The 20088-nt window shown below is 36.6% G+C and carries 3 protein-coding genes and 1 pseudogene; all 4 read left to right on the top strand.

All coding sequences use genetic code 11. The annotated features are described in order from the left end of the window. Positions 1-40: 40 nt before the first annotated feature. A pseudogene (locus MHI38_RS28730) lies at positions 41-634 on the top strand (AMP-binding protein); the annotation flags it as partial. Then, positions 620-2995 (top strand): MupA/Atu3671 family FMN-dependent luciferase-like monooxygenase, encoded by a 2376-nt coding sequence (locus MHI38_RS28725; RefSeq protein WP_445667225.1) that lies wholly within the window; start codon positions 620-622, stop codon positions 2993-2995. The pseudogene MHI38_RS28730 and the gene MHI38_RS28725, both read left to right, overlap by 15 nt. After that, a complete protein-coding gene (locus tag MHI38_RS06890) occupies positions 2988-10637 on the top strand; it encodes an amino acid adenylation domain-containing protein (protein WP_154888195.1) in 7650 nt (2549 codons plus the stop codon). Before MHI38_RS28725 ends, MHI38_RS06890 begins: the two co-directional genes overlap by 8 nt. Before the next feature lie 93 nt (positions 10638-10730). Next, complete coding sequence (locus MHI38_RS06885; RefSeq protein WP_154888197.1) at positions 10731-20087, top strand: amino acid adenylation domain-containing protein; 9357 nt, start codon at positions 10731-10733, stop codon at positions 20085-20087. The last annotated feature ends 1 nt before the right edge of the window (position 20088 follow it).

Below are 20088 nucleotides of genomic sequence, written 5' to 3'. Positions count from 1 at the left end.
TTTTCAAATTATTGATGAGGGTCAAGAAGCTACAATTGATATGATTTTTGATAAAATGGCTCTTAAGTTCCATGATGAAGTGGCAGTGGTATTTAGAGATGATTTTATCACTTATGGAGACCTCCAGAAGAAGGTAGACTCGTTTTCCAACTATCTGACCACCCACTTGAAGGTTCAACAGGATGATAAAATTGGAATTTGTCTACCTCGTTCATTGGAATTAATTATAGCAATCCTAGGTGTTTTGAAGTCAGGTGCTGCATATATACCAATAGATCCGGAATTACCTGAAGAGCGCATTCGTTATTTAATAGAAGATAGCGACATGATCGCACTGATTGTTGAAGAAATTCCGGAAGATTATAAGCTTTCATTAAAATTAATTGCTTTGACGGGGTGGGATTTCGAGAAAGCGCACTCTAAGATTCCGATGAGAAATCATGATGCGAATTCACTCGCCTATGTGATTTATACTTCGGGTTCGACAGGTCAACCCAAAGGAGTAATGATTGAACATCGAAACGTCGTTCATTTCTTTAATAGTCTAAACGAGCATATAAAACCTTCATCAAAAGAGGCGCTGCTATCCATTACAACGGTTTCTTTTGATATATCCATTTTGGAATTGCTCTGGACACTGTGTAATGGTATTCAAGTTGTATTACAAGCAGAAAATCAGGAACAATTAGATGCTCATCGCGGATACTTACAATCGTCAGATGAACTCAGTTTCAGTTTATATTTTTTCGGAAATGATAGTCGAGAGAACGGTACTAATGAGATTTATAATTTGCTTCTTGATTCTGCGATTTTCGCGGACGAAAATGGTTTTGAAGCAGTGTGGACTCCGGAGCGCCATTTTCATGAATTCGGCGGAATCTATCCTAATCCTGCAGTTACAGGTGCTGCTCTATCTTCAATAACAAAAAATGTTAAGATTCGGGCTGGAAGCGTGGTATCGCCTTTACATGATAGCTTACGCATAGCTGAAGATTGGGCTATGATTGATAATCTTTCGCACGGACGTGCTGGAGTATCCTTCGCATCCGGCTGGCATGTGCAAGATTTTAGTTTGGCACCAGATCGTTTTCATGAAAAAGAAGATATCATGTATAAACAGATCGAAGAAGTACAAACGTTGTGGAAGGGAGGAGAGGTGGAAAGAAGAAATGGAATGGGTCTAACAACATCACTACGTTCATATCCAAAACCTATTCAAAATATACCAATCTGGGTAACGTCAGCTGGTAATCCTGAGACGTTTGAGAAAGCAGGTAAAATTGGTGCAAACGTACTTACACATTTATTAGGGCAAGATCTGGAAACATTAAAAAGCAATATTTCAATTTATAGAAAGGCTTTGAATGATAGTGGTTATCCTTCAACTCACGGTAAAGTAACTTTAATGATCCATACCTACTTGGGTGAAAATATTGATGAGGTTAGAGATGTTGTAAAAGGTCCATTCTGTAACTATTTGCGTTCAAGTGCCGGACTGATTCAAAGATTTATCGATCAGATAAATGAAGAAATTGACATAGAATCAGAAGATGATATTTTTGAACTTGCTTTCGAGAGATATTGGAATACATCTGCTATGTTTGGGACCATAGAAACTTGTCAAGTCATGGTGAATGAATTGTATGAAGTTGGAATTAACGAAATTGCCAGCTTAATAGATTTTGGAATTGATTCTGTCCGAGTCAAGGAGAGTCTGGAAAGATTAAATCAATTGAAGATTATTATTACTCAGAGAAAAGAGATTTTTCGGCAACATGAACAACAGATTAGACCTGTTACTATGTTTCAAACTACACCATCTCGTCTGAAACATATCTTAGATGAAGCAGCTTCTAATCATTTTTTGAAATCTTTAAAGACAATTATTGTCGGTGGGGAATCTTTTCCCGTGGAATTATTTCATCAGCTTCGCAAACGTACCGATGCTAGGATTATCAACGCATATGGACCAACGGAGACAACGATTTGGTCTGCACTTTTCGATGTTGACAGTCATGAAGTAGGGCCAATACCAATTGGGAAACCATTAATCGGGGAATGCATCTATGTGGTAGATAAAAAGCTCCGACCTTTACCGCCGTATGTCCCAGGAGAAATTGTAATTGCAGGTTTTGGTGTTGCTAGAGGATATTTGAACAAAGAGAATATGACTAAGGAAAAGTTTATTCCTTTATCTAGTTCTATTCCTGGCGAAGGGGATTTTTTTAGAACGGGTGATCTGGGTGTACTTAAAACTGACAGAACAATCGAATTTATGGGAAGAAAAGATAATCAGGTGAAAATTTCTGGTCACCGTATTGAGTTGGAAGAGATAGAGACAGCTATTCGTGGAATTGAAGGGGTAGTGCGAACCGTAGTCTTTGATTATAAGTCTCTTGAGCATGAAAGTGAGATGTTGTGTGCTCTTGTTGTTGTTGAAGGAGATTTAGAAAAAGAAATTATACGTGAAGCATTAATAAAGCAGTTACCACGTTATATGGTGCCACAAAAAATAATCATTGTTGATAATATTCCTTTGAATGCCAGTGGGAAAATTGATCGAAATAAAGCTAAACGTATTGATTTGAGTCTCTTCAAACAGGAAGAAAAAAATATTCCGCCAAGGAATAACGAAGAGAAAGAGATTGTTGAAATATGGCATCAGGTGCTCGGCCAAACACAAATCGGTATTTCGGATGATTTCTTCAGCCTCGGAGGAGATTCTATTAAAGCCATGCGAGTAATTGCGCTTCTGAAGAAAAAGGGATTTAACTATGATGTTAAAGATATTTTTGAGCGCCCTACCATCAAATCTCTCGTTGAACATGTGAGTAAGGACAAACCGGTATCCATTCCGACTCAGGACAAGAGTAACTTACAACAGCGGAAGCGAAGAAGTCACTATCAATATACCCAACTGAATAGTCAGCAACAACAACAAGTAGAAAAGGTTTTAATAAAAAAACAAAATTTGGGAGAGCCTCATAATGAGTGATGTACAAAGGATAGATATGATTCCCCCTATACAGGCAGGACTAATGTACCATCTTATCAATGATCAGCAGCAAGAAGGGGCATATGTAGAACAGTTCGTTATTGATATTAATGGCATATTCCATTATGAAAAATTTGTTGCGTCCTTACGTGAAATTTCTCAATATCATGAGATTTTACGCACTTATTTTGAATATGAAGATGTAGATCAACCGGTTAGAGTGGTTAAACAAGAAGGTTTGATAACGGTGAATTACAGCGATGCATCATCGATGGAGACGTGTGATCAGGAACAATTCCTACAAACTCATATCGAAAAAGATCGTCTAAATCCTTTTTCTGTTTCAGCAGAATCGATTTTGCGTTTTTCTGTAGTTACCATAAACGATCAATCATTCAAATTAATCTGTAGTTACCATCATGCTCTGATCGATGGATATTCCTTTCAAATCTTATTGAAGGATATATTAATGAACTATGAGAGTCATATACAGTCTGATAGGGATCAAAGAGTATTAATTGGCACATCCGATGAAGGTTACATCAAGTGGTTAAATCATCAAAATTGGAAGGATGCATCTGATTATTGGTATTCTTACATGTCTGGTTATGATGCTAATCATTCAATCCCGACGCTGCGTTATCAAAACTGTCTTCCCAAGTATAAAGAATTGGAAATAACAGTTGAGTCTTCATTGTTTCGTGCCTTATTCAATATAGCATTAGAACATCGTGTCACAATAAATGTGATCTTTCAAGCGATATGGTCCATGATGCTACAGAGGTATACTAATTCAGAGGATGTTGTATACGGATTAGTAACGTCCCTTAGAGATCCTAGTATAGATGATATTGAACATGCTTTAGGTGTGTTTGTAAATACAATTCCTATGAGGGTGAGAACGGATTCAAATACTACCTTCTCTGCAATTATTAAAAATATGCAAGAGGACATGCTTAGATCAAGGCAATATGGATATTATCCTTTACACCAAATTCAGGCGGATAGTGAAATTGCTCAGGAATTAATCAATCATATTCTGATTTTTAATAATCATGGTGACAGTGTTAAAACTGAGATAAGTTACCTGCAAAATTTAAATAATCAACTATCCGAGCTACAGGTAATCAACATTGCTTTTTCTTCGAGGTCCCACTATCCCTTAGAGATTGTGGTAGATGTCTATGATAATAAAGCTAGTATGTTGTTGAGCTACGATAGCAATATCTATGATGAGCAATTAGTGGATTTGTTTAAAGGGCATTTCTTTAAGTTAGCGGAGTTAATTACAGAGAAGAAAGTATTGCTACTGAGCGATTTTGATTTATTGACGCCTGGAGAGAGGCAAGAATTGCTACCGGAAACTAAATTTATCTTGCCAGAATATTCATCTGTTTTTCAGATGTTTGAAAAACAGGCAGTTACCCATCCTCATAGAACAGCTATTGTTAGTTGCAATCGGGAATTGAATTATCAGGAGTTATTAAACGAATCGATGCGTTTATCTAATGTGCTCCTTAATAGTGGCTTGGATCAAGGTTCAGCTATCGGCTTGTTATTTGATCGCAACGATTTTTTTGTAGTTAGTGTACTGGCAGTTTTGAGATCTGGATTTCATTATGTGCCTTTAGACCCTGAAGCGCCTCAGGATCGGAATCTTTATATTATAGAGGATAGTGATATTCAACTGATTCTTTCAGAATCACAGATTTTCTCGATACAAGGATCAGAAATTAGAAATCATCATCATCTTTTAATAGACAAGGTGAATTCCTGCAATATAGAGCTAAGTGCTTCTCCGACAGCTCCAATTGTGGACTCTAGTCAAAAAGCATATATCATTTATACGTCGGGTACTACCGGAAAACCGAAAGGGGTCGAAATACAGCATAGGAGCATTATAAATTTAGTTATAGGGCTGACCAAGGAGATATATGCCCCTTTTGATGAGCGATTGAACGTTGCACAACTTGCGCCTTTCTTCTTTGATCAATCTATTGAAGAAATATTCGGATCTATATTACTAGGGCACACGTTAGTAATAGCAACTAATGAAGAACGGTTGGAGTACGAAAAGTTACTTCAATTTCTTGACAACCATACAATTGAGCTTATGAATGGAAGTCCAAGTTATATTAGGTCACTTCTGGTTGAAGAGAGAACCCCACACTCTTTACGCCGATTATTAATTGGAGGAGAGACCGTTCCCTATCAATTGCTAATGGATTTGTTCCATTCACCAGGTTATAAGAATCTAGAAGTTTTTAATGTATATGGTCCAACGGAATGTTGTGTAGATGCGACCTATTACAAAGTGAATCTTGATGAAATCCAGCGTTGGAAAACGACACCAATTGGTAGACCGATGATAAATAAGAATGTTTATATACTTGATAAATATGACCGTTTGCAACCTGTGGGGATTCCTGGAGAGCTAGTGATAGGTGGGGAAGGTTTAGCTGTAGGATATACGGGATTATCGCAGATGACCTATGAAAAATTCAAACTAAGCCCCTTTAATGATAATGAGATGGTCTATCGAACAGGTGATCAAGCGAAATGGTTAGCAAGTGGACAAATCGATTTTTTAGGACGAACTGATAGGCTAGTAAAGCTCCATGGTTATCGTATTGAATTGGAAGAAATTGAAAAATGTTTATTGAACCATGAGGACGTGCAAGAGGCAATAGTGTTATTGAAAGAGACGGAGTCTCGAAAATATTTATGTAGTTTTATTGTGTCAACAGAAGGACGGGAATTGTCGGAATACCATTTAAAATTATGGGCATCTGAAATTTTACCTCACTACATGACACCAACCAAGTTTGTTTTTCTGAGTGAACTTCCTCTGTCGGATCGAGGAAAGGTTGATATTCGTCTTTTGGAGCAGATGGATATTGAAACTGAGATTGACCATGTTCCACTCACCCCGATGGTATCAACCATTATTAAGATATGGGAGGATATCTTTAAAATTGAGGATATTCAGCCGAGAGATCATTTCTTTGAATTGGGTGGACATTCATTATATGCGACAATGTTTATTTCCAAAATAAAGAGAAATTTAGGAGTTAACGTTTCGATAAAGGATTTGTTTATATATCCTACACCTTTCGATTTTGCAGGGTTAATTGAGCAAAAACAGACTCAAGATACGTATGATGCTGTTGTGATTGAACAAAAGCAAGAATTAACTCAACAATACTATCCGTTAACCCCAGCACAAACACGTATGTTTCTGATGTGTCAAATGAATAAAGAAAGTACTAAATATAATATTTCAGGCAGATACAGAATCAATCGCAAAATGGTTTTGGATAAACTTCGCTCTTGTTTTAATACATTGTTGACGAATCATGAAATTTTGAGAACAAAATTTACGCTAGTTGATGGAGCCATTATACCAACTGTACTGCATACATTTGATATTGAGTTACAAGAATGGGATTGTCCTCCTGAAACTAGTCAGTGGATCAGACCATTCGATTTGGATATAGCCCCGTTACTAAGAGTTTCCGTATTGGAAGTAGATGCACATAGCTTTGATTTATATATAGACATGCATCATATTGTAACGGACGGAATTTCTAATGTGCATTTAATGAGCCAGTTTATTCAATTGTATAACGATGAACAGGTTAAGCATGGTGTGGCCTCTTATCAGCAGTACGCTTATTGGTTTGAGAACTATTTAAATTCAACAAAACTCCAGGAAGATCAGGATTATTGGGCTAAAAAAATGGCCGGGGAATTAACGGAAGATAGCTTGCTTGTTGACTATTCAAGAATGGTGGAGCAGGAGGGCAAGTCAGAAACCGTTTGGATAGAAATCGAGGCTAATATGACTAATGCGTTAAGAAAATTGGCATTAGATCAAGAGACAACCTTATTTAGCGTACTTCTGGCAACATATAATGTGCTGTTATATAAATACAACAGTCAGGAAGAAGTAATTCTAGGAACGGCAGTGTCGGGGAGGACGCAACACGGTTTTGAAGACAGTATTGGTTTATTTGTCAATACGATTGTATTGCGAAATTATCCTTCCGGGGAGAAAATATTTTCGCATTTTCTGAACGAAGTGTCGCAATCTTTGATGGAAGATTTAGATCATCAAGATTATCCATTCGATCATTTAATAGACCAGCTTTCAATTCGAAGAGATCGAGCAAGAAATCCTATATTCGACATCATGTTTATAATGCAAAACAGGACACGCAACGATCAACATATTAGTGATCAAGATTATATTATTGAATATCCAATTGCAAGCAGCGAAGCTAAATTCGACCTGCTTATTGAGGCATATGAATACAACGATACTATTAAAGTTAAACTTGAGTTCAACAGCAGTCTGTATGAGAGAAATACGATTGAAAGACATGGTTCTTATCTCTTGAGTTTACTATCTAACATTATAGCTAAGCCTCAAGAACAATTAGCCAATCTTTCATTTATGGAACCTAATGAATTCAAGCATTTACTTAACTCATTTGATCGTTCAATGATACAGTATCCGAATAATCAGACTATTCATAACGTATTTGAGGAACAAGTGACACGGACTCCAGAAAATATTGCAGTTAGTTATCAGGGGGAAACTTTAACTTATCTACAATTGAATGAACGCAGCAACCAATTGGCCAACTATTTGATAAGAAAAGGCGTAGATTCAGGACAATTTATTGGGATTTATTTAGAAAAATCAATTGATGCGATTATCAGTATACTCGCTGTGCTCAAGGCTGGAGCTGCTTATATCCCAATTAACAAAGAGTATCCAAATGAATTGATTATGCACATTTTGAAGGATAGTTGTGTTGAACTTGTCATTGCAGATCGACCTTCTCCTATGTGGAATGAAATGTTGAAGTCAGGTCAAGTTTTATTTGTGAGTGATCTGTTTAGTATCTGTCTCACTGAAGAAAAAGGAAATCTTGAGATTGAGGTTTCGGCCGATCAGATTGCTTATATAATCTATACATCAGGAACGACCGGCAAACCTAAAGGGGTTATGATTGAACATGCTAATGTGGTCAGACTCTTTGTGAACGCTGAACCTTTCTTCCCATTCCATGAACAAGAAGTTTGGACCATGTATCATGCATTGAGCTTTGATTACTCCGTATGGGAGATGTACGGTGCTCTACTTAAAGGGGCAAAATTGATCATTGTGCCTGATTCAGTTGTATATAATAGCCAGATGTTTTTCGAAATGCTAGTAAAAGAAAAGGTGACAGTGCTCAATCAAACACCTGCAGCTTTGTATGTTTTAATAAACGCTATATCGGATCGAGGAAGTGATCTGTCATTAAAATACATCATTTCTTCAGCAGAGGCCTTACATCCAAGAAGATTGCTCGATTTTCACAAAGCGTATCCTCACATCAGGATTATGAACATCTATGGCATTACAGAAACCACAGTGTTCACTACGTACAAGAATCTCAAATCAGAAGATATTGAGTCAGATAATCGTAGTATCGGTAAGCCAATTTCTACGTTAAGTTTATATTTGCTAAACAAAGATAAGCAGCTATGCCCCCGAGGTGGGATTGGTGAGTTATATGTAGGAGGAGCGGGCGTTGCTAGAGGTTATCTCAACCGGGATAGACTAAATGAAGAAAGATTTGTAGAGAATCCATTCATTCCGGGAAAAAAGATGTATCGGTCTGGGGATTTGATGCGTGTGCTGCCTAATGATGAACTTGAGTATATTGGTAGAATTGATCATCAGGTGAAAATTAGAGGATATCGGATTGAATTAGCAGACATTGAGAAGAATGTCATGACTTATCCTCAGATCTATGAGGCTATGGTGTTATCTATTGGAGTATACCCGAACAATTATTTGTGTGCTTTTTATGTTGCTGAGCAATCGTTGCCTAAAAATGAGTTGAAGAACTATCTAATGCTGAAGCTTCCTGCATATAGTGTCCCGTTTAAGTATGTGTACTTAAATGAATTCCCAATTACTTTAAATGGGAAGATAGACCGTAAAAGACTCATTGAGCTTGCTGAGGATAGTCAAGAAGATCAAAAAAATCTCCCAAGAGACGAGTCGGAGCTTAAAATCGCATCACACTGGTCTAATTTATTAGGTAAGGATGAAATCGGAATTGAGGAAGATTTCTTTGAACTGGGTGGTAACTCGTTACAAGCCATTCAATTAGCTGATTCCCTACAAAAAGAATTCGAAAAGAACTTGACCATAAAAGACATATTTGAGAATCCGACCATCTCTTTACAAACAAAGGTCGTGCTTGAGGCTGCATCATTGCACAACACAAACGTAATATCAAAATATGATAAATCAGGGACATACTATCCTCTATCCTCGGCACAAAAGAGAATATTTTTGTTGAGTCAGAACCCTGACATTGGTATGTCTTATAACATTGTGACCAAGTTTGATTTGTTCGGTCAATTCGACCGTTCTCTATTAAAAACAGCGTTAGAGACAATTGTTCAAAGACACTCCGTTCTACGTTATGGGTTTGGATATGAAAGAGGAATACCTGTTCAATTTATTAGCAAGGCAGAGCCTGAAATTTTTTGGTTTGAAACTGGAGAGAAACGACGAGAGCAAATCATGGATGAGTTTCTTCAACCTTATGATGTTACAAGTGGTGAAATACTCTTCTCCACAGCGGTAATTCGTATTGAAGAGGAGCATCATGTCCTGATTCTGAACATGCATCATCTAATAAGTGATGGAGTATCAATGAACATTTTTGAGCAGGAATTAAAGGCCTTGCTTAACGGGGAAAAGTTACCTTCTTTAGAAAGTGATTATCAAGATTATGTGCTTTGGCAATTAGAGCAATACCAGGGGCAGGTCAAGGCAAACGATGAGAAATTTTGGTGTGATTCGTTTAAAGGTTATGTACCAGAAACGAATGTGCCGTTACAAAAAAACATTCAGAACTTTAAAGGAGAACTTATTTCTTTTGAAATACCAGAAGGGAATTTTGAGAAGTTACGAATGATCGCCATTCGTGAGAAAACTACCTTGTTTAATGTTTTGATGACATTATATAAAAGTGCATTGTATTTATTGTGGAATCAACAAGATATTGTTGTAGGGACTCCAGTCTCGGGCAGAACCAATCAACAATTTGCCGGAACAATGGGCATGTTTGTTAATACGCTGGCGATACGCAGTAAAGCTGACGGGGCCATGACCTTTAAAGAATATCTGGACCAGATAAAAGAAACAATGCAGCAAGCTCTAGAGCATCAAGCATATCCCTTAGATGAATTAATTGAAACTCTTGGAACACCGACGACCGCTGGACACTCGCCCTTATTTCGATTTATGTTTGCCTATGAAATCGCGATACCAACAGAGTTTAAGATCAACGAATTAAAGGTAGTAACCGATGAAAATATCTCGGATGGTTCAGCTATGATAGATCTTTCCTTTGTAATATTGGAAGACGCTACACATGGGAGAATCCAAATTGAATATAATACATCTCAGTTTAGAAGAGAAACGGTTCAATTCCTTTTTGAAACCTTCAATCAAATTACTGAAATTGTACTACATGATTATCATATAAGATTAGATGAGATATATACTCCAAACTTTAGTGATAATGGATCAGTATGGAACGATCAACAGTTTGAATTTAATTTCTAATATATAGCTTATTTGAAGGTTCAAAACCAATTTCTGTCGGCAACAACACCTGTTGCTGGCAGAAATAAAAGTGGATGATAGTGAGGGATTAAAATGTTAAATACTAAAAAAAATCTAGAATCAGCAGAGCAATATTGGGGAAAGATATTAGAAAACGAAAAATTTATTCCAACTAATCTGTTGGTTTGTCAGCCGCCGAAGAGCAGCTCTTCCTTAAAAGAATCAGAGAATGCTCACATCCATATCGATCAAGAAATGGTAGAGCAATTATATAGCAGATGTAGCGGAAACGAGTCATTATTATATGCTTATCTTCTATCCATGTGGAGTGTCTTGTTAAGTCAATATACAAGGAGTAAACAGGTTGTTATCGGCGTTCCAAATTTGAAAGATAATCAAAAAAATCCCCAGGCAAACTTGACGCTCCCATTTTTCTTAGAAATGAAAGCAGATATAACGTTTAAAAACATACTTAGGGACACAAAAAACAGCCTAGACAATTTATATAGTCATCCATTAATTCCTCTATCTTTAATAAATATGAATATCGGTGAATTTCATCATATTGTAATTGGTTTTGAATCCCTCCATGGCCTAAATTATGTTGGAGAGATGTCTGGAAGTAATTTTGTTATTAATATGAGCCATACATCTAGCGGAATTCATGTAACTGCTCATAATCAATTACAACTAAACGAGGATTTCGTGAATTCTCTGTTAAAACATTATATACAACTTTTACGTAATTCTCTTGATTACGCTATCGATACCAAGCTGCAGGAATTTTCTACATTATCAATTGATGAGTATTTAATGATTACTGATGCCTTTAATGAAAGAAAAGTAGTAGAAGTGCCTGAATCACCGCTACATATACATTTTCAAAAATCTGTTCGATCGTTTTCTAAACGTCAAGCCATAAAAGACTTAAATGAAACGCTATCATATGAGGAACTAAACGATCGATCAGATTATATTGCCCGCGGATTGTTAAATAAGGGACTTAAAACCGGAGAAGTTGTTGCTTTTATATGTGAACGTTCGGTTAATACTATCGCTGGTCTCCTTGGTATTCTTAAAGCAGGTGGCGTGTTCTTACCCATTGATCCCTCTTTGCCATCAGAACGAGTTAATTATATGTTGAAGGATAGTCAAGCCCAAATCTTGCTGATTTCTTCTAGATTTGCTTTAGAGGTAGATTCACTATTGCAGAACATCCTAATTATAGAGGATGTTGTCTCTCTCAACGATAAACAGGATATTGACTATCCTTTGGTTTCCAAAGATCATGCGGCATGCATTATTTATACTTCTGGGACAACTGGTCATCCCAAAGGTGTATTGTTTAACCATAATATTTTGTTACATCACACGAGTGCATTTTCAAAATATGTCGCATCAGGTGAAAAGCCAAGAAATATTGGTTTGATTGCCCCTTATTATTTTGATGTTTTCCTGGAAGATGTTTTTTATGGGTTATTTAACGGTCATACTATTTTTATTATTCAAGAAGATGCTCAGTTAGATGCTAAGTTATTGATGGAGGTATTATGTGATCATCAGATTCATTACATGAATGCCACACCCACTCAAATTCGTATTTTACTAAGCAATTCCCGAAATGAATTCTCTAATTCTAGTATTGAATTATTCCTAATTGGCGGTGAGCCTCTTAAGGAAACCTTAATAAATGACATTAAAGTTGCGTTTGCACATGCTATTCCTCAGATCATTAATTGCTATGGACCAACGGAATGTTGCGTTGATGTAACTACTTATCGTGTAGATTCGGAACAGCATTTCTATCCATACTCCATACCGATCGGCAAACCTATGAAAAACGTAGGTGCTTACATTACAGGTTTAAATAATGAAGTTCTCCCAATTGGTGTAATTGGAGAGTTATGCTTTAGTGGAGATGTTCTAACCAAAGGCTATATTGGAAAACCAGATGAAAGTTCTAAGGTTTTTTCTCCTTCTCCGTTTATTCCGGGTGAGACATTTTATAGAACAGGTGACTTAGCGATGTGGCTCCCTGATGGCAACATCGAATTTGTTAAACGTATAGATTCCCAAATAAAAGTACGAGGTCACCGAGTAGAACTTTCTGAAATTGAAATTGCACTTCAACAACATAAGCATGTAAAAGAAGCTATAGTTCTGTTCGAAAATGAAGAGTTAGAAGCTTTTGTTGTAATGGATAGTGAAGGAGATTTGAAAGAGTTAAAACGCTTTTTGAGAGAAAAACTTCCATCATATATGCAACCTTCAAAATTTGCACTTTTAGAGGTTTTGCCTACAAATGCTAACGGGAAGATAGATAAGAAGGCTTTGAAACATTACAATGGTTTTGCTTCTCTAGATAACTCTCATTCAGGAGAAATGAACACAGAAACAGAGAAGGTATTGAGCAAAATTTGGATTGAAATATTGAATGTAAATGTTATTGATAGAGAAGATAATTTCTTTGACTTGGGCGGGCACTCTCTTAAGGCTGCTGTGCTTACTGCTGAGATTTACAGTGCATTTCAGAAAAACATTTCAATAAAGCAATTGTTCTCGAGTCCAGAGCTCTATCGTTTAGCTGAATTGATTGACTTGACTGACAATACGACCAACATTCAGATTTCTCCTGCTCCAGCGGCTGCCTTTTATCCATTGTCATTAGCACAGGAACGGCTATTCACCTTACACTCATTGAATCCTGAAAGTACAGCCTATAATATGCCAGGATTAATAGAAGTAAAAGGCCATTTAGATAAAAATAGATTAGAGTACACTTTAGGTGAGTTAATTAAACGACATGAGATACTTCGTACAGTCTTTGAAATACATGATCATATACCGATGCAACGGATCGTTGATGATATTAACTTAAAACTGGAGTGGCGTAAGCTTCAGTATGATCAGGTGCAAGCTTTTAAAACTGAGTTTGCAAAACCTTTTGATTTGGGAGTTGCTCCTTTATTCAGGGTATGTGTAGTTGAGTGTACAGAAGATTTATTTTATGTATTATTCGATGTACACCATATTATAGCGGACGGACAATCATTTGAGATCCTGACTAAAGAAATCTTTAATATTTATAATGGTGCTCAGCTTGAGGAAAGCGTCATCCAATACAAGGATTATGCTTACTGGGAAAAGGAGTTTACTAAGACTTTAAGCTTCGGGAAAATGAAAGACTTTTGGATAGATTACATGAGTAGTGAGATACCTGAGTTAAATCTACCCATAGATTTTGACCGAGAGCGGTCACAGACATTCAATGGTTCTACGATTTATAAAGAAGTGAGAAGAAAAACCGTCGATCATTTGAAAAAAATATCCAAAAAATGTGAAACTACGATGTTTATGAACCTCCTTACTGCATACTATGTGTTTTTGAACAAATATACAGGTAACCAAGACTTTGTCGTAGGTACAACTGCATCTACACGTAATGACAAAGATTTAAGCACGGTTATGGGGCCACTCATCAATGCATTGGCAATTCGGCAGGATGTAAATCCTGAAATCACCTTTTTGGAATTATTGAGTAGAGTTAAATCCAATGTTCTAAATGTCTATGAAAATAAAAACTATCCATTTAATCAATTGGTTGAAAATATTCAAAACAATAGAGATAAGAGTAGGAACCCATTATTTGATACTATGCTAATTATGCATCAGTATGAAGAAAACTTGGTGAACAAACTTGAGGGGTTGTCCGTAAGATCATTGCCTATGGAAAATCCAATTGCAAAAATGGATCTTTCTTTAGAGTTTTCAGAGCTTGACGGAAAAATAATCGTTTGCTTTGAATATAATACCGATTTATTTCTTGAGAATACAGTGGAAAGGTTAGCAAATCATTTTATTAACCTTTTGGATATGATTTCTGAGAGTCCAGATGAACGTCTAGAATCGTATACCGTATTATCAGATGAAGAGATGAACTGGCAAATTTATGAATTAAACAATAACGAAACAGAGTTATCTTTTAATCAACCTGTCCATAGTCTTATCAGAGAAAAGGCTGTTTTGTACCCCGACCAGATAGCAATTCGGGAGGGGAACAAAGTATTGACATATCGACAGTTAATACAAAGAGCAGATATTATTTCCCAAGATTTGATTTTAAATGGAATTGGAAAAGGGAAAATTGTAGCTCTGATGATGGAAAGATCAGCATCATTTGTTGCGAGTGTTCTAGGGGTGATTCAAACCGGAGCCGCCTATGTTCCTATCGACCCTATGTACCCACAAGAACGAGTTGAGTATATTCTTGACGACAGTAATTGTTTTGCAGTGATTACGGATAAGCAGTATGAACAACTACGAAGTAAGAGCATATATAACATGAACGTAGAATCAGTATTTCTTGACAATGTTATGTCTGATTTGCACGGTGCTGCATCGCTTCCTGAAATTAGTATTGCAGATCCTGCCTATGTTATATACACATCAGGTTCTACAGGAAAGCCTAAAGGGGTTGTTATAAGTCATAAATCTTTATTAAATTACTCAACTTGGGCTGCCAAGGTATACGTGGGAGATGAGCAACTTACCTTCCCATTGTATACTTCAATTGCTTTTGACTTGACAGTGACATCTATTTTCACACCACTTATCACAGGGAATTGTATTGTTGTTTATAGTGACCCTCCAGAAAAATCTTTAGAAAGAATCATTGAAGATAACTTGGTGGATATTATCAAGTTAACCCCATCTCATTTACGATTGTTAAAAGAAATGAACCTTGATCATAGCCGAATCAGACGTTTTATTGTTGGAGGAGAGGCATTAGAGACTCATGTTGCTCGAAAACTAGAGGAAAAATATAGAAATACAAAAATTGAAATTTTTAATGAATACGGACCTACCGAAGCAACTGTAGGTTGTATGATTTATCAGCTTGATTCCTTGTATGAAGGACCTTTTGTACCGATTGGTATTCCTGCCGAAAATATGAAAATTTACGTGTTAGATAAATCTATGAATCCCTGCCCCCCATCGGTTATTGGGGAATTGTACATTTCTGGTGTGGGTGTAGGGATTGGTTATCTCGGTAAGACAGAACTCACTCGTGATCGATTTATCCAAAATCCTTTTGTAATTGATGAGTTAATGTATAAAACAGGAGACTTGGCAAAACTGCTACCAGATGGAAACTTTATGTATATGGGCAGGCTTGATGATCAGGTGAAAGTAAGAGGGCATCGGATTGAACTGGGCGAAGTTGAGTATCATCTTAATCAAAACATATACATCAAAGAGTCAGCAGCTTTTGTTGAACTTGATGCTATAGGTGGATTCGAATTAAAAGCATGTGTGGTACTGGAGGATTCAGATGATAGTCGATTTATGAAAAAAATCACAGAAGAACTTAGAACCCGTCTTCCTCTTTACATGGTGCCCGATCGAGTCTTCGTAGTGGAGGAGATTCCCTATACAATGAACGGGAAAGTGGATAAAAAATCCATAGTTGAAATCATTGAGGCTAATAGTCACGTGATAGACACTCCACTTGTGAAGGAGGATACTACTTTAACTGATCCTGTGGAGTCAGAAATATCTGATATGTGGGTCCAATTGCTCGGTATCCCTTCTATTAATGTAAAGGATGATTTTTTTGAATTAGGAGGACACTCTCTTAAAGCTATAATGTTTCTTTCCAGATTAAAAAAGAAGTTTGAAGTTGAGATTAGCTTGGAATCTTTCTTTGCGAATTCAACGGTTGAAAAATTGTCAGATCTGATAGGTAAACAAAAAAAATGGATGATTCCCGAACTAAAGCCTGCTGAAATTAGAGATTATTATCCTTTAACTTCAGCTCAAATGAGATTGTATTTTCTTCAACAACTAAACAACGGTACGGCTTATAACATAGTAGAAGGTTTTATTATTAAGGGTGTGTTGGATAAAGAGAGATTCAAGAATGCTATAAATTACATGATTGAGCGTCATGAGATATTAAGAACGAGCTTCGAATTGCTAGAGGAAGCAGGTGTGGTACAGGTTGTTCATGATCCGAATCAAGTTCAACCTATCCTTAAATGGCATAAATCAGACCAAGATACACTGGACTCATCTCATGTGTTTGATTTGTCAAAAGCTCCCCTATTCAGTTCTCAGGTCATAGAGACGGATCAGCACCAGTTTATGGTTAAATTTGAATTTCACCATATTATTTTTGATGGTATATCCATTCAACCTTTTATTCAGGATTTCGTTGATTTGTATAATGAAGTGAAAGTACTGAAACCATTAGAAATTCAATACAAGGATTATGCTTTGTGGCAGCAGGAATATATGCAGACAGAACCTTATGAGCAACAAGAAAAGTATTGGTTAGAGCGGTTATCCGGAGATTTACCGGTGCTGGCGTTACCAACTGATTTCTCGAGACCTCTTGTCAAAAGCTTTAATGGACAACTGCTTAGATTTGAGGCAAATCCAAAGCTGTCGTCTCGTTTTTTGAAACTGTGTCAAGACACAGGTATTACATTATACATGGGTTTAATTGGTTTATTTGGAATGACTCTTTATCGATATACTCAGCAAAATGACATACTGATTGGTACACCAGTTGCTGGAAGACAGCAAGAGGAATTAGAGGATCTTATTGGGATGTTCGTAAATACAATGGTTCTCCGTATGAAACCTGTAGGTACGACTTCTTTCCGTGATTTAGCCTTAGAAATCAAAAATGATGTTATTAAGATGTTAGAGTATCAGGATGTGCCATTTGAGCAACTGGTTGAAAAACTAAATATTGAGAGAGATACTTCGCGTAATCCTATTTTTGATGTCATGTTTGCTTTACAAAATTATGATGAAGCGAGAGTAGAAACTGAAGATCATGTAGAGATATTGCCCTATAATGTAAAATCGGAGAATTCCAAGTTTGATCTTACATTGTTCGCTTGGGAAGAGAACGAGCACATTTCATTTGCGCTGGAGTATAGCACAGAACTTTTTGAAATGCAGACTATGGATCGATTATCTAAGCATCTATTAAATTTAATGTCCGAGATTACAGCTTATCCAGACCGATCTATAGGGACGTTAAACATGCTCAATGAAGATGAATTAAAGCAAATAAAAACTGAATTTAATTCTAAATCTGATGAAATCGAGCCTAAACCCTTGCACTATTGGTTCGAACAACAAGTTGCTAAAACGCCAGAGGCAATTTCGGTAATACATGGAGAAAACAAGATTAGTTATTTAGAGTTAGATCGACGTGCTAATGCTTTGGCTCATGCACTAGATTCAAAAGGAAGCGTACGTGGCTCTATAGTCGGTGTAATGATGGATCGATCTCCAGAAATGATAATAGGAATTCTAGGGATTCTTAAATCAGGTGCTGCATATTTACCATTAGATCCTGAATATCCTGTTCATCGTTTGCAATATATGTTGGCTGATAGTAAAGTTTCGATTCTGATTGTTGATAATAAAACAGTTGATTTGGAGATCCCGGGCTTCAACGGAGAACGGTTAAACGTTCAATCAATTGACTATAATGAGCCACTTAATAAGTTTACATGTAATGTGGAGATAAATTCTTTGGCGTATATCATATATACCTCAGGGTCAACCGGTAACCCTAAAGGGGTAAAAATAACTCACTCTGCTATTTTTAATACAATACACTGGAGAATTAACTATTACTCCTTTGGACTTGGGGATAACACGCTTCAATTACCATCCTTATCATTTGATAGTTCAGTAGAAGATATTTTCTCTGCTCTATTAGCTGGTGGAACACTTACGTTAATCTCATCCAAAGAACGATTAGACACTAAAGCTTTAAGTAGGATAATAGAGGAACAGAAAATTACACATTTTTTAATAGTACCTAGTTTGTATGCTGCGATTCTGGCGACTAAACCTAATTTTGCGAGTCTTAAATCTGTCACTGTGGCGGGCGAAGAAATGCATGTTCAGCTTGCTCAAGATCATTTTAATTTGTTACCTAATGTAAGATTAATCAATGAATACGGTCCGTCAGAATGTAGTGTATGCACAACTGCTTACGAAGTTAAAGCTGATGATCGAGAAGTGTGTATAGGCAAACCAATAAATAATATGGAGGTTTATATCCTTGATAACAATGGATCTATTCTTCCAATTGGAGTTCCTGGAGAGTTATATATAGCGGGAAAGGGTTTGTCACAGGGTTATCTAAACAACGATGAGAATACTCGCCTACGATTTGTCGATGTTCCAAATATTACAAATAAAATATTCTATCGATCAGGTGACCTGGGGAGATGGCGTTCAGATGGAACGATCGAGTATTTAGGGCGGATAGACAACCAGGTGAAAATTAGGGGGCATCGCGTTGAACTTGAGGAGATTGAACGGTGTGTCTTGAATCTAAGGAATACAGTTCAAGCTTCGGTAGTCAAGAAGAGAGTAAATGACATGGATCGTCTTATGTTATATGTAGTTATAGAAGCAAATGAATCTATTAACGAACAACAATTAAGAAGCGAACTTGCTAAAGTACTTCCCGGATTCATGTTGCCTGACTACATTGTGTTCTTAAGTGAGCTCCCACTTACGTCTAACGGGAAGGTGGATAGATTAAAACTGACTTTGTTAGAAGATACTGAACGTGTTAATGATAGAACACTAGAAAAGGAAGAATTAAACGAAATTGAATGGGCACTGCTCGAAGAATGGAAAAAAGTTATAGGCCAAGTTCATATAAGCAAATATGATAACTTTTTTGAAGTTGGTGGTAATTCGCTACTCTTAATCCAACTCCATGCGAATTTAAATAAGAAATACTCAGGCAAATTGAGCATTACAGACTATTTCTCTTATCCAACAATTTCTGATTTGGCCCATTACCTGGAATCTGACAATAATGTAGAAGGTTATTCAGAGAGCAGACAGAGTAAAATGCGTTTTGGGGAATCTCATCTGGATACAACTCTGTCCGGTGGTGCAGTATTTAAACTTTCCTTGGATTATGACAGGTCTTCAGAATTTAAGAAAGTTGCTAAAAGTATGCGTTCCAAATCCCAGGATGTTGCTATTTCTATATTAATCTATACATTGAATCAGTACACAAAATTAGACAATATACTGATTGACTTAGCGGTTTCCGAAAAAACTTATATGAGTCTAGATGTTAACATGACTAACTTTGAGGATCTTGAACAACTTGTATTCCATATTACTGAGCAACAATCTCAATTAGAGGTATTTAACCATACTCCTTTACTTCCATATCTTGATGGTGAAATCAATATATTGTTTAATCGTCATTCAACGAGTTCATTAGCCAGCAAATATGACATTGTACTGCAGTATCAAGAATCTGAGAATGATGTTCTCATCCAGGTAATTGGTAGCCCCAGAATTAGAGAGCAAACGATAAAAGAGATAACAGAGTTGTATGTAACTATCTTGTTCGCTATGTGCGATCAGTTCACTGCTACATCGTTTTGAG

It is taken from the genome of Paenibacillus sp. FSL K6-1558 (assembly GCF_038002565.1).
In the GTDB taxonomy this organism is placed as follows: domain Bacteria; phylum Bacillota; class Bacilli; order Paenibacillales; family Paenibacillaceae; genus Paenibacillus; species Paenibacillus polysaccharolyticus.
This window is presented reverse-complemented; position numbering and strand designations above follow the sequence as displayed.

Bases quoted from the DNA above. Each gene is read 5' to 3' on its own strand.
- MHI38_RS06890 (WP_154888195.1), top strand. From the start codon at position 2,988: ATGAGTGATGTACAAAGGATAGATATGATTCCCCCTATACAGGCAGGA.
- MHI38_RS06885 (WP_154888197.1), top strand. From the start codon at position 10,731: ATGTTAAATACTAAAAAAAATCTAGAATCAGCAGAGCAATATTGGGGA.